This is a genomic window from Amycolatopsis thermalba (assembly GCF_003385215.1).
Classification (GTDB): domain Bacteria; phylum Actinomycetota; class Actinomycetes; order Mycobacteriales; family Pseudonocardiaceae; genus Amycolatopsis_E; species Amycolatopsis_E thermalba.
In genome coordinates, this window is record NZ_PQHW01000074.1 from 21,830 (window position 1) to 34,520 (window position 12,691).

At 73.7% G+C, this 12,691-nt stretch carries 10 protein-coding genes and 2 pseudogenes; 4 read left to right on the top strand and 8 right to left on the bottom strand.

The window, feature by feature from the left end:
- Nucleotides 1-139: 139 nt before the first annotated feature.
- Complete coding sequence (wrbA, locus tag D0D15_RS25090) at nucleotides 140-748, top strand: NAD(P)H:quinone oxidoreductase (RefSeq protein ID WP_094005901.1); 609 nt, start codon at nucleotides 140-142, stop codon at nucleotides 746-748.
- A 170-nt stretch (nucleotides 749-918) separates the two neighbouring features.
- A complete protein-coding gene (locus D0D15_RS25095) occupies nucleotides 919-1,938 on the top strand; it encodes an EamA family transporter (RefSeq protein ID WP_094005900.1) in 1,020 nt (339 codons plus the stop codon).
- Here the strand turns inward: D0D15_RS25095 and D0D15_RS25100 are convergent.
- A pseudogene (locus tag D0D15_RS25100) lies at nucleotides 1,841-2,795 on the bottom strand (GlxA family transcriptional regulator). The gene D0D15_RS25095 and the pseudogene D0D15_RS25100 sit on opposite strands and share 98 nt — an antisense overlap.
- Nucleotides 2,796-2,866: 71 nt before the next feature.
- Here D0D15_RS25100 and D0D15_RS25105 point away from each other — a divergent pair.
- Nucleotides 2,867-3,202 (top strand): cupin domain-containing protein, encoded by a 336-nt coding sequence (locus D0D15_RS25105; protein ID WP_094005880.1) that lies wholly within the window; start codon nucleotides 2,867-2,869, stop codon nucleotides 3,200-3,202.
- Nucleotides 3,203-3,216: 14 nt separating this feature from the next.
- On the opposite strand, the pseudogene D0D15_RS25110 reads toward D0D15_RS25105, so the two are convergent.
- The 7 genes and pseudogenes from D0D15_RS25110 to D0D15_RS25140 all read right to left on the bottom strand — a co-directional run.
- Nucleotides 3,217-3,487: pseudogene (locus tag D0D15_RS25110) on the bottom strand (NADPH:quinone reductase); the annotation flags it as partial.
- A gap of 260 nt (nucleotides 3,488-3,747) precedes the next feature.
- Nucleotides 3,748-5,367: a substrate-binding domain-containing protein gene (locus D0D15_RS25115; RefSeq protein ID WP_115944782.1), complete on the bottom strand. Its 1,620-nt coding sequence runs from the start codon at nucleotides 5,365-5,367 to the stop codon at nucleotides 3,748-3,750.
- 67 nt (nucleotides 5,368-5,434) lie between these two features.
- Entirely contained in the window at nucleotides 5,435-7,150 is a 1,716-nt protein-coding gene (locus D0D15_RS25120) for a ribonuclease J (RefSeq protein WP_369806801.1), read from the bottom strand.
- Nucleotides 7,150-8,163, bottom strand: coding sequence for a 4-hydroxy-tetrahydrodipicolinate synthase (gene dapA, locus D0D15_RS25125; protein ID WP_094005877.1), 1,014 nt, complete (start codon nucleotides 8,161-8,163; stop codon nucleotides 7,150-7,152). Before dapA ends, D0D15_RS25120 begins: the two co-directional genes overlap by 1 nt.
- 129 nt (nucleotides 8,164-8,292) lie before the next feature.
- The gene (locus D0D15_RS25130; RefSeq protein ID WP_115944783.1) at nucleotides 8,293-9,774 is read right to left on the bottom strand and encodes a serine/threonine-protein kinase; all 1,482 of its coding nucleotides are present in this window, start codon (nucleotides 9,772-9,774) and stop codon (nucleotides 8,293-8,295) included.
- A gap of 76 nt (nucleotides 9,775-9,850) precedes the next feature.
- Nucleotides 9,851-11,089 (bottom strand): Nramp family divalent metal transporter, encoded by a 1,239-nt coding sequence (locus D0D15_RS25135; protein WP_162830657.1) that lies wholly within the window; start codon nucleotides 11,087-11,089, stop codon nucleotides 9,851-9,853.
- Nucleotides 11,090-11,200: 111 nt separating this feature from the next.
- Nucleotides 11,201-11,683: a cupin domain-containing protein gene (locus D0D15_RS25140; protein WP_094005875.1), complete on the bottom strand. Its 483-nt coding sequence runs from the start codon at nucleotides 11,681-11,683 to the stop codon at nucleotides 11,201-11,203.
- Nucleotides 11,684-11,761: 78 nt separating this feature from the next.
- On the opposite strand from D0D15_RS25140, the gene D0D15_RS25145 reads away from it, so the two are divergent.
- Nucleotides 11,762-12,208 (top strand): MarR family winged helix-turn-helix transcriptional regulator, encoded by a 447-nt coding sequence (locus D0D15_RS25145; protein WP_094005874.1) that lies wholly within the window; start codon nucleotides 11,762-11,764, stop codon nucleotides 12,206-12,208.
- Nucleotides 12,209-12,691 lie beyond the last annotated feature (483 nt).

Below are 12,691 nucleotides of genomic sequence, written 5' to 3' on the forward strand. Positions count from 1 at the left end.
ATCGCGGCGCTGCGGGGCGTGGTGCGGGGCGGGGACTCGGCCGTGGTCGTCACGTCCAGGCACGGTAAGGATCTCCGCGCGGCCGCGGGTGATCTCTCAGATGCTGGAACCGGTGTGCCGCTCCCCTAGGGTGGTGATCGTGAGCACCCGGATTCTCGTCGTGTACTACAGCGCCACCGGCAACACCGCGAAGCTGGCCGCCGCGCTGGCCGAGGGGGCCGCCGGCGCGGGGGCCGAGGTGCGGGTGCGCACGGTGCCCGAAACCGCCCCGCCCGAGGCGATCGCGACCAACCCGCGCTGGCGGGCGTGGGTGGACTCCGGGCCGCACGACGACCTGGCCACCCTGGGCGACCTGGAGTGGGCCGACGGGCTCGCGCTCGGCAGCCCGACGCGGTTCGGCGGGCCGGCGAGCCAGCTGAAGTCCTATCTGGACAGCATGGGTGGCCTGTGGGCCAAGGGGAAGCTGGCCGACAAGGTCGCCACGTCGTTCACCACGGCGTCCACCGCGCACGGCGGACTGGAGGCGACGGTGCTGGCGATGAACAACATCTTCTACCACTGGGGCGCGATCGTGCTGCCGCTCGGTTACGGGCAGCCGCACCTGCTGGAGTCGGGCAACCCCTACGGCGGCTCGTTCGTGTCGCGCAAGGCGGCCGAGCCGGACAAGGAGTCGATCGAGGCGCTGCGCATCCAGGGCACCCGCCTCGCCACGATCGCCGGGTACGTCCGCGTGGGCCGGGGCGCCTGACCGGCGTGGCTGTTGCGCCGGCCGGCCAGGCCGGGCAACCGCTCCCCCGGCGCGGCCCCGCCGCATTCCACCCCTCTCGCCTGCTAACCGGCGTGCGAGTGTGACCGGTTAGCCGCGGCGTGACGGAATTCCGGTACCGCCGTACCGCCCGGCTGCCTAGGGTGGATCGGGTGGTCACCGAAGCTCCCGCACCCGCGCGCGCGTTCGTCCCGCACCGCGGGCGTGGCACGACGCTGATCCTGGTCTCCTCGGTCTGTTTCGGCAGCTCCGGCACCATCGCGAAACCCGCGATGCTCGCCGGGCTGTCCGCCGAACAGGTCGCCGCGGCGCGGATCGGTCTCGCCGCGCTCGTGCTGGCCGCCGTGGTGGCCCTGGTGAAACCGTCGCTGCTGCGCGTGCGCCGCGCGGAATGGCCCCTGCTGCTCGGCTACGGCCTGCTCGGCGTCGCGGGCGTGCAGCTGTGCTACTTCGTCGCCGCGGGGCGGCTGCCCGTCGGCATCGCGATCCTGCTCGAGTTCACCTCCCCGGTGCTGATCGCGCTGTGGACGCGGTTCGTGCGCGGCGTGCGGCTGCCCGGGCGCATGTGGGCCGGGATCGCGCTCGCCATGGCCGGGCTCGCCGGCGTCGCGCAGGTGTGGCAGGGGCTGAGCCTGGACGCGGCCGGCCTGCTCGCCGGGCTCGGCGCCGCGGTGTGCTCGGCGGCCTACTTCCTGCTCGGCGAGCACGGCGTCAGCACCCGCCACCCGCTCGGCATGGTCACCTGGGGCATGATCATCGGCGCGGTCGCGGTGTGCGCGGTCGCGCCGCCGTGGACCCTGCCCGCCGAGATCCTCACCGCGCCCGGCGAGTTCGGCCCGTGGCGCCCGCCGGTGTGGCTGCTGCTGGTCGCCGTCGCGCTGTTCTCCACCGTGCTGGCCTACGCCATCGGCCTCACCGCGCTGCGCCACCTCCCGGCCTCGGTCGCCAGCGTCATCGGCCTGCTCGAACCCGTCATCGCCACCGCCACCGCGTGGGCACTGCTGCACGAAACCCTCGCCTGGCCCCAGCTCGCCGGCGCGGTCGTCCTGCTGGGCGGCGCGCTGATCGTGCAGCTCAACTCGCCGCGCCCGCAGGTTCCGGAGATCGGAACGCCCGCCGGTACGCCCCCGGCGTCGTACCCACCTGATCGCGGAAGCGGCGGCGCAGGTTGACCGCCGAGGTGAGCCCGACGCGCGCCGCGATCGCCTCCACCGGCAGATCGGTGTCCTCCAGCAGCCGGCGCGCCTCCGCCACCCGGCGGGACAGCAGCCACGCCCGGGCTCATGCCGAGCTGCTCCTGGAAGCGCCGCGCCAGCGTGCGGGGCGAGACGTTGAGCCGCGCGGCCAGATCGGTCACCGACAGCGGGGTGCCGAGCCGCTCACCGGCCCAGTCGAGCAGGCCGTCCAGCGGCGGTGGGGGCGGCGCCGGCGGCACGAACTGGTTCTGACCACCGTCGCGGTGCGGGGGCATCACCATGTGCCGCGCGAGGAGTGCGGCGTGCGCGGCCCCGTGGTCCCGCCGCACGAGGTGCAGGCACAGGTCGATCCCGGCGCCCGCACCGGCGCTCGTGGCGACGTCGCCGTGGTCCACGTAGAGCCGGTCCGGCTCCACGCGCACCCGCGGGAACGCGCGCTGAAGCCGGTCGGCGCCCGCCCAGTGCGTGGTGGCCGAGCGGCCGTCCAGCAAGCCGGTCTGCGCCAGCGCGAACACGCCCGAGCAGATCGTGACCAGCCGGGCCCCGCGGGCGTGCGCGCGCAGCAGCGCCCGGCGCACGCGCGGGGACAACGGCGCGTCCAGGGGCCGCCAGCCCGGGATGATCACGGTGTCCGCGGAGGCGAGCGGCGACAGACCCCGCGGCACCGACATGGCGTACCCCGCGGTCGTCGGCACCGGGCCGGGCGTCTCGGTGCACACGTCGAACTCGTAGTACTGCGGCACGCCGTTCCGCGCCGTGCCGAAGACCTCCGCGGCGCAGCCGAGCTCGAACGTCGACTGCACCGGCCGCACGAGGGCGATCACGCGATGCATGGCAAAAAAGTACCCCATGGTGTCTTTCCGGACACTGTCCGGCCGTCGCCCGCGCGCGTCATCTTGGGGACATGCACGACGAAATCCTCGCCCAGGAGGGCTACACCGCGGTCTCCGTCCACGACGCCCCGGCTCGGGAGATCTCCCCCGGGATCCGGCACCGTCCGTTGTGGACCGGGTCCACCGGGGCGCACGCCGATCTGCTGGAGATGGACCCCGGCACGTCCTGGCCCCACCGCGACGTCCACGAACCCGGCCCCGAGGAGGTCTACGTGGTGGCGGGCACGTTCAACGACGGCGCGCGCGACTACCCGGCCGGCACGTTCCTGCACGCCCCCGCGGGAACCTGGCACGTGCCGGCCACCACCACGGGGTGCACGCTGTTCCTCTTCTACCCGGAGGGCTAGCCGGCCGGCGTCAGCACGATCCGGCCGTCGGGGTTGAGCTCGCCGAGGAACGCGGCAGGTCCGGACCGGTCCGGCACCTCGGTGGCGCCCAGTTCCCGCAGGCGGTCACCACGCTCGGCCGGCGACGTGGTGACCGCGACGGCCCCGGGCCGCGAGCTGGACCGCCGTGATGCCGATGCTGCCGGCCGCACCCCGCACCAGCACCGACCCGCCGGGCGCGAACCCCGCGCGGGCCAGGCCGAAATGCGCCACCACACCGGAACTCCCGAGCGCCACCGCGTCCACCCCGCCGAACTCCTCGATCACCACTGCTTTCACGTCCGCCGACGCTAACGAACGCCCCCGTCCGCCCTGGACAACCGCGTCCGCATCCTGGACGCGGCCCGCGCGCTGTTCGCCACCGGGGGCTGGACGTGCCGATGCGGGAGAACGCCCGGGCGGACTCCGTCCTGGACGACCTGGTGCTCATAGCGCACCGCGGCCTGCACGCCACCTCGGCGGCGGCGCGCGTCCGGGCCTCCCGGCGCGCTGGTGATCCAGGCGTTTCAGGCCCCGCTCAGCCCGGCCAGCGCACCGTAGAACACCTCCGCGATCCGAGCCGGATCCGGCGCCGCGAACGCCTGGCCCCCGGTGGGCGCGGTGATCGCCGCCAGTTCGGCCACGTCCACGTCCGGGCCGATCCCGATGCCGATGATCGCCACCGGGCGGGCCGGGTCGGACAGCCGGGTCAGCTCCGCCAGCAGCGCGTCCCGGCTGATGCCGTGGTCGTCGTCGTTGCGGCCGTCGGTCAGGACGATCACCAGGTTGAGCCGCCCGGGCTGCCACTCCGCGGACGCCAGCCGGTACGCGGCCAGCACCGTGTCGTACAACCCGGTGTCGCCGTCGGGCGTGGCCTGGATCGCGCGCAACCGCTCCGCCGCCCCCGACGCCAGCTGATCGCTCACCGGCCGCATCGGCAGCACCTCGCGGTAGTCGCGGTCGCCGTCCAGGCGCGTGGCGAACTCCCACACACCGGTCTCCGACGTCGGCTTGAACAGCGACAGCGCCCGCGCCGCCGCGTCGGTGGTCAGCTGCATCCGCGTCCGGCCGGTGCCGGGCACCTCGACGTCCATCGACCCGGACACGTCGATCAGCACCCGCGCCCGCGAGCTGGAGTTGATCCGCGCCCACTGCCCGAGCAGCGCGTCCACGTCGGCGTCGGTCGGCACCGCGGGCGACGGCAGGGTCCGGTCGCTGATGTTCAGCCCCGCGCCGTCGCGCAGGTACCGGCCGTCCGGGGTGCGGAACCCGGCGTCGGCCAGTGCGTTCGTCCCCTCCAGGCCGAGCAGCGCGGACAGCAGCGCCGCCGCGGCCGCGCGCTGGGACTCCCCCGCCCCGCCGAGCACGGCGAACGGGTAATCGAGCGCGGGCGCCTCGGCCTGGTAGCTCGCCACCAGCCCGCTCTGGCTGCCGGCGACGCCGGTGCGCACGTTGTGGCGCAGCAGCGCGTTCTCCGACACGGGGAACCCGGCGAGCGTGCGATCGGCGAGCCGCGTGAACAAGTCGTCGGTCGCCGGGACCGCGTTCGGGGACAACCGGCGCAGCGTGGCGGCGTAGGCGTCGGCGGCCGGCACCGCGGCGCGGATGCCGATCAGCGCGGACAGGCCCGCCGGGTCCCGGCCCGGATCGGGCAGCCCGAGCGCGAGGCCGGGCGCGCCGAGCACGTCGGCCCAGGACGGCACGCGGCCGGGCCAGCCCAGGCCCGCCGCCACCTCCTCGGTCACCGCGAACACCACCGGTGAGCTGGCGATGCTGGTGCCGCCCGCGATCCCGCTCGCGCCGACGCCCTTGGCGCGCCGCAGCTGCAGCGTCGACTCCGGGATCCACACGTCCGGCCGGACCGCGCCGCCGGGCAGGGCCAGCGACTGCGCGACCGCGGCCGAGCCGACCGCGTTGACCTCGAACGCGGCGCACCCGGTCTGCGCCACCCGGCGGGCGACCAGGGCGACCGCCGGCGCCACCGCGGGCGCGGCGGCGACGCGCACGACCACCGGCCGCTCACATCCGCCCTGGTCACGCACCACGCTGGTGGCGATCCAGCCGGCTCCGCCGAGCACGACGAGGACACCGGCGACCGCCCACGCCCGCCGCGGCCGCCGCCGGGCGGGAGACGAATGTCGGCCCACCTCGCACCGCCTCCGCTGCCTCGCTCGCCAGGATGCGATCCAGGTTAGGCGCAGTGACGGAGATTACCTACGCTGTCGGATCGGCCTGTCCGTACGTCACCGGGATGACGGTCGGCACGATCATCGGGCGGCGCCGGTAGGTCTCGGCGACCCATCGGCCCACCACACGGCGCACGGCCTGGGCGATCCGGTGGCTGTCGGTGATGCCCTCGACCTCGGTGCGGGACAGCTCCATCTCCACGAGCGGAACCACCGCATCGAGTGCCTTCGGGTCGTCGGAGAACCCGCGCCCGGACACCGTCGGGGTGCTCACCGCGCGGCCGGTGGTCGAGTCGATCGCGACGTTGATCGCGATGAACCCGCCCTCGCCGAGCACCAGCCGGTCGGACAGAGTCGACTCGCCGACGTCGCCGACCGACAGGCCGTCGACGTAGACGTGCCCGACCTCGACCCGCCCGGCCGTGCGCGCCCGGCCGTCCACCAAATCGACCACCACGCCGTTCTCGGCCAGCACCACGTTCTCCGGCGCCACCCCGGTGCGGATCGCGAGCGCGCCGTTGGCCCGCAGGTGCCGCCACTCGCCGTGCACCGGCATGACGTTGCTCGGCCGGATCGCGTTGTAGAGGAACAGCAGCTCCCCCGCCGAGGCGTGCCCGGACACGTGCACCTTCGCGTTGCCCTGGTGCACCACGTTCGCGCCGAGCCGGACCAGGCCGTTGACCACGCCGAACACGGCGGTCTCGTTGCCCGGGATGAGCGAGCTGGCCAGCACGACCGTGTCCCCGGCGCGGATCGAGATCTGCCGGTGCTCGCCGCGCGCCATCCGGGACAGCGCCGACAGCGGTTCGCCCTGCGACCCGGTGGAGACGAACAGCACCCGGCTCTCCGGCAGGTTGACGGCCTCGTCGAGGTTGATCAGCAGGCCCTCGGGGATGTTCAGCAGGCCCAGGTCCGCCGCGATGCCCATGTTGCGGACCATCGACCGCCCCACGAACGCCACCCGGCGGCCGTGCCGGACCGCCGCGTCGAGCACCTGCTGCACGCGGTGCACGTGGCTGGCGAAACAGGCCACGATCACCCGTTGCGTGACCTTGCCGATGACATCGTCGAGCACCGGGCCGATGTCGCGCTCCGGGGTGACGAACCCGGGCACCTCGGCGTTGGTCGAGTCGATGCACAGCAGGTCCACGCCCTCGTCGCCGAGGCGGGAGAACCCGGCCAGGTCGGTCAGGCGGTTGTCCAGCGGCAGCTGGTCGAGCTTGATGTCACCGGTGTGCAGCACGACCCCGGCCGGGGTGCGCAGCGCCACCGCCAGCGCGTCCGGGATCGAGTGGTTGACCGCGAAGAACTCCAGCTCGAACGGTCCCACCGTGCGCCGCTCGGACTCGGTCACCTCGATCAGCTTCGGCCGCTGCCGGTGCTCCCGGCACTTGGCCTCCAGCAGCGCGAGCGTGAACCGCGAGCCGTAGACCGGCAGGTCCGGCCGCAGGCGCAGCAGGAACGGCACGGCGCCGATGTGGTCCTCGTGGCCGTGGGTGAGCACGAGGGCTTCGATGTCGGACAGCCGGTCCTCGATCGCCCGGAAGTCGGGCAGGATCAGGTCGACGCCGGGCTGCTCGTCCTCGGGGAAGAGCACGCCGCAGTCGACGATCAGCAGGCGGTTGTCGTACTCGAAGACGGTCATGTTGCGGCCGACCTCGCCGATGCCGCCGAGGGCGACCGTGCGCAGGCCGCCTTCGGGCAGTGCGGATGGGGTGTTGGTCGGTCCGGGTCCTGCCGAGATCACCTGTGAATGGTCCCAACGCTGGTGTGAGTGGTGGGTGCGACGTAGGCCGCCGCGGAGTCGGCCTGCGCCACCCGGGAAGAGTGCCAGTCCGGTGACGGCGACTCCGCCAGGGGGACCCCTGCCTGGGCGAGGTCGGTGGCGATCGCCTCGACCTGCTCCGGGGTCGCGGGCACGATCGGCAGCCGCGGGCCGCCGACCGGGTGGCCGCGCAGGGCGAGCGCGGTCTTGGCGAACACGACACCGCCGACGCGCGACATGGCGCGGAAGACGGGCAGCATGCCGCGGTGGTTGGTGCGGGCGGTCGAGGTGTCGCCGTCCTCGTAGGCCTCGATCATGGCCCGGATCCGGCCGGCCACCACGTGACCGATCACGCTCACCACCCCGGCCGCGCCGACCGACAGCCACGGCAGGTTCAGCGCGTCGTCGCCGGAGTAGTAGGCCAGGTGGGTGTTGGCGATGACCTCGCTGCCGGCCAGCAGGTCGCCCTTGGCGTCCTTGACGGCCAGGATGCGCGGGTGCTCGGCCAGGCGGCGCAGCGTGTCGACCTCGATCGGCACGATCGAGCGCGGCGGGATGTCGTAGAGCATCACGGGCAGGCCGGTGGCGTCGGCGACCGTGGTGAAGTGCGCGTACAGGCCGGCCTGCGACGGGCGCGAGTAGTAGGGGGTGACCAGCAGGACGCCGTGGGCGCCGGCCTTCTCGGCCTGCTGCACCAGCTCGACGCTGTGCGCGGTGTTGTAGGTCCCGGCGCCCGCGATCACGGTGGCGCGGTCGCCCACCGCCTCGGCGACGGCGCGGACCACGTCCGCCTTCTCGGCGTCGGTCGTGGTCGGGCTCTCGCCGGTGGTGCCGTTGACGACCAGACCGTCGTTGCCCAGCTCCACGAGGTGCTCGGCGAGCTCCTGCGCCCGCTTCAGGTCGACTGCGCCGTCCGCGTCGAAGGGGGTGACCATCGCGGTGAGCACGCGCCCGAAGGGCCTCCCGGGCGCTGCCGAAGGTGGGTTGGACATGCTCTGACGGTACCTCTTCTCGCTGTGAATATTCGTGCCGACCTGCCAAAACGGCATGATCCGCAGGAACGGGCCACCCTCCGCCGGAGAATCGCTGGACCAGGTGATCTCCCGCCGTAACCTTTCGCGTCAGCGGACCTTGCGGGTGACCGCCTCGGTGAGCTGCCCGCCGCCCTTCTTCGCGACCAGGCAGTAGATGCCGCGGACCGGGTCGTCGTAGGACTCCTCGGGGGCGGCCTCCCACTCGGCCTGCGCCGGCACGAGCGCGCGGTAGGTGAGCGTGGCGCGGGCGTCCGCGTCGAGGGTTGCGGAGTGGAAGCTCAGCGCGCAGAAGGACTCGGCGTAGCGGCGCAGCGCGTCGGCGCCCGGATAGGCCACGAACCCGGCCTCGTCGTCCCCGGCGCTGGAGTTGCCGAGGCTGTCCTGCTCGTCGTAGACCTCCAGCTCGTGCGGCTTGTCGCAGCTGACCTGGTTGTCGGAGTTGATCCGGTAGCCGGGGTCGAGGCGGCCGTTGTAGCACCGGTACGAGCTGCCCGGGTCGAAGTCCAGGTCGCCGCCGGTCCCGTAGGTCATGGTCGGCAGCATCGCGTCGTCCGCGCGCTGTCCCGCCCACCACTGGCCGGCCAGGAAACCGCCGGCGAGCAGCGGCACCGCCCGCACCGCGCCCGCGGTGACCCACAGCCCGCGGCGGCTCTTGCGTGGCGGCACCGGGGCGAACCGGGTCGGCGGCGGTCCGGTGTGGACCGCGGTGCCCATCCCGCCGGGCGGGGTGTTGTGCGCGGCGATGCCGAGCAGGTGCCCGGCCTGGGCGGCGGAGATCCGGCCGTCCGGGTTGGCCACCAGCAGGCCCATGATCGCCGAGGCGAGCGGGCCCTGCGCCCGGGTCAGGTACGGCACCTCGGTGAGGATCGCGTTCATCGTCGCCGCGGTGGTCGGGCGGTCGAACGCCGACTTGCCCTCCACGGCCAGGAACAGCGTCGCGCCCAGGGACCACAGATCGGAGGCGGGCAGCGCCTCCCGGCCGTCGAGCCGCTCCGGGGCCATGAACGCCGGCGAGCCCACGATCGTCCCGCTCGAGGTCAGCCGCGGGTCGTCGATCGCGGTGGCGATGCCGAAGTCGGTGAGCTTCACCCGCCCGTTCGGGCCCACCATGATGTTGCCGGGCTTGACATCGCGGTGCACGATGCCGGCCTCGTGCGCGGCCTGCAGCGCGGAGAGCACCTGCTGCCCGATCGAGGCCACCTGCTGCGGCGGCAGCGCGCCGTGCTGGCGCACCAGGTCGCCCAGCGTGGGCGCCTCGACCAGCTCCATCACGATGTAGGTCGCGCCGCCCTCGGCGACCACGTCGAAGACCGTGACGATCGCCGGGTCGTTGAGCCGTCCGGCGGTGCGCACCTCGCGCAGCACGCGCTCGGTGAACACGGTCTCCTCGGCGCCGTCGGCGAGGCGCAGTTCCTTGATCGCGACCTGGCGGCCGATCACCTGGTCCTGCGCCCGCCACACGACGCCGTGCCCGCCCCGGCCCAGCTCGCCGAGGAGCGCGTAGCGGCCGGCCACGACCCGCGGTCCGGCCGGGCGCGGGGTGGTCTGCTGGGTCTGCTCTTCGGTCAACGTGGCTCCGGTGATCGTGACTGTTCGGACAGCGGGATGCTAGTCCGACCGTCGCCGGCGCCGAACGGTTCCGGGTTCAGCCCGCGAAGGTGAGGTAGATCAGGGCCACGTTCAGGGTGATGATCACGGCCGCGATGACCCACGCCAGCGTCGTGGTGACGCGGTGGTTGGCGGCCGGGCCCATCAGGCCGCGGTCGCTGGTCAGCCGCACCAGCGGGACCAGGGCGAACGGGATGCCGAAGGACAGCACCACCTGGGAGACCACCAGCGCGCGGCTGGGGTCCACGCCGATCGCGAGCACCACGATCGCGGGCAGCAGCGTGATCAGCCGCCGCACCAGCAGCGGGATCCGCTTGCGCAGCAGGCCCTGCATGATCATCGCGCCGGCGTAGGCGCCCACCGACGTCGACGCCAGGCCCGAGGCCAGCAGCCCGATCGCGAACAGCAGTGCCACGGCCGGGCCGAGGGTGTCCCCGACGGCGGCGTGGGCGCCCGCGATCGAGTCGACGCCCTCCTGGCCCTGCAGGTTCGTCGCGGCCAGCAGCACCATCGACAGGTTCACCGCGCCGGCCAGCAGCATCGCCAGGCCCACGTCGAACCGGGTGATGCGCAGCAGGCGGAACTGCCGGGCGCGCTCGACCTTGCCGTGCCGGTCGCGGGCGAGGCCGGAGTGCAGGTAGACGGCGTGCGGCATGACGGTGGCGCCGAGCATCGCGGCGGCGATCAGCACGCTCTCGGTGCCCGCGAACTTCGGCACCAGGCCGGCGGCCGCGTCGGCGGCCGACGGTGGCTCCACGAAGACGCTGGCCAGGAAGCCGACCGCGATGACGCCGAGCAGGCCGGTGATGACCCGCTCGAACGGCCGCTGGCCGCGCCGGTCCTGCACCAGCAGCAGCGCCATCGACACCACGCCGGTGATCACGCCGCCGACCAGCAGCGGCAGGTCGAACAGCAGGTTCAGGGCGATCGCGCCGCCGACGACCTCGGCCAGGTCGGTCGCGATCGCGACCGTCTCGGCCTGCGCCCAGTAGCCCAGGCGGGCCGTCCGCGGCATCCGCTCGCGCAGGTTCTCCGGCAGGGACAGCCCGGTGACCAGGCCCAGCTTCGCCGACAGGTACTGGACCAGCCCGGCCATCAGGTTCGCGGCCACGATCACCCACACCAGCAGGTAGCCGAACTGGGCGCCGGCGCTGATGTTGGAGGCGACGTTGCCCGGATCGACGTAGGCGATCGCGGCGACGAACGCCGGGCCGAGGAGCAGGGAGCCGGAGCGCACCCGCTTGAGCCGTGGTCCGAGCTGATCCGTCAGCGCCATGCGCCCTCCCGTCACCGTGCCGAACCACGATTTTAGGCAAGCCGAACTTCGGCGTACAGAGCGGCGAAATGTGGCCTGCGTCGCCGCCTGACTACCCGGCAGAGCCGAAAGTTAGTCGCGGGCCTGCCCGGCTCCGGCCGCGTCCCAGTCCGGGCCGTCGACGAAGTGCACGTCGTACTGTTCGTGGATCCGCGTGACCTCCTCCTCGGCGAGGTCGCCGCGCAGGATTTCCGGCAGCCGCCGGAAGTAGCCGAACCGTTCGACGCCCGGGACCAGCGTGATGAGGACGTCCGCGGGGCTGTCCGGCGGAGCGGCGAACGCGTGCCGGACACCCGCCGGCACCACCGCGTAGCCGCCCTGCCGGATAGTGATCACCTCGGCGCCGATCAGCATCCGCAGGGTTCCGGCGAGCACGTAGAACGCCTCCGCGGAGCGCGCGTGGTAGTGCGGCTTCGTGCCGGGTTCCCCGGGCTCGAGGTGCAGCCGGTTCGCGCCGAGCAGCCCGCCGGTGTGGCTCGCGTCGGCCAGCAGCTGCAACGCGGGCCGCGCCACGGTTTCCGCCTCGTCCGCCTGGACCACCCATGCGCCGGTCATCGTCGCCTCCTTGGTAGTTGAAGTCTTCAACTACCATAGCCGTGAGTGGTTGAAGACGTCAACTGCTAGGGTGGGGCGGTGACCGAGTGGCTCGACGCGGATCAGCAACGCGACTGGCGGGCGTTCATCGAGGGATCGATCCGGTTCATCGACCTGCTCGACCGGAACCTGCAGGACCGGCACGGCCTGACCCTGGCGGAGTTCGAACTCCTGGTGCGGCTGTCCGAAGCGGACGGACGGTCGATGCGGATGGCCGACCTCGCGGCGTCGGCGTACTACTCCCGGAGCCGGCTTTCGCACCGGATCAAGGGCCTGGAGGCACGCGGCCTGGTCCACCGCACCCCGAGCGACGACGACCGGCGCGGGGTGGTCGCCCGCCTGACCGACGCCGGGTACGAGGCGCTGAGCCGAGCGGCGCCGGACAACCTGCGGACGGTCCGGAAGCACTTCTTCGACGTGATCCCGGCGGAGGACCTGAAGACCATCGGCCGCGCGATGCGCGCCGTCACGGAGCGACTGGAGTAGAAGGCGCCCTGCGCGACCACCGGCGCTAGCGGCACACGCCCGGCGCGACCACCCGCGCTAGCGGCACGCGCCGGCGCGGCCACCGGCGCTGGGTCACACGCCCGGCGCGGCCACCGGCGCTAGCGCCACGCGCCGGGGCGGGCACCGGCACTGCGCCCCACACCCCGGACGACACCGGCGCTACGCCCCGCACCGGCGTGGTCGGCCCGTGCGCAGCGGCTGCGCCGTGCGTCGACGAGGCATCCAGGATGCGCCCCCGCCACCGCGGCTTGCGCCGCCACCTCGCGCCCGGGCGCGCGCAGTGCCTGCACCGCAACCCGAACTCGGCTTCAGGCGAGGCCGGCCACCAGGCACTCGGAGCACCGGCCAAGCCGAGGCCCGCCGCCACGCGCCCTGCCGCCCCAGCGTCGTCCCCGCCAGCCTCAGCCGGCGCCCGCCGCCACGCGCCCCCCCGCACCGAGCGCCGCCCCCGCCGCCGGCAGT

Coding starts and splice junctions, on each gene's coding strand:
- dapA (WP_094005877.1), bottom strand. CDS start 8,163: ATGTCCAACCCACCTTCGGCAGCGCCCGGGAGGCCCTTCGGGCGCGTG.
- D0D15_RS25140 (WP_094005875.1), bottom strand. CDS start 11,683: ATGACCGGCGCATGGGTGGTCCAGGCGGACGAGGCGGAAACCGTGGCG.
- D0D15_RS25105 (WP_094005880.1), top strand. CDS start 2,867: ATGCACGACGAAATCCTCGCCCAGGAGGGCTACACCGCGGTCTCCGTC.
- D0D15_RS25135 (WP_162830657.1), bottom strand. CDS start 11,089: ATGGCGCTGACGGATCAGCTCGGACCACGGCTCAAGCGGGTGCGCTCC.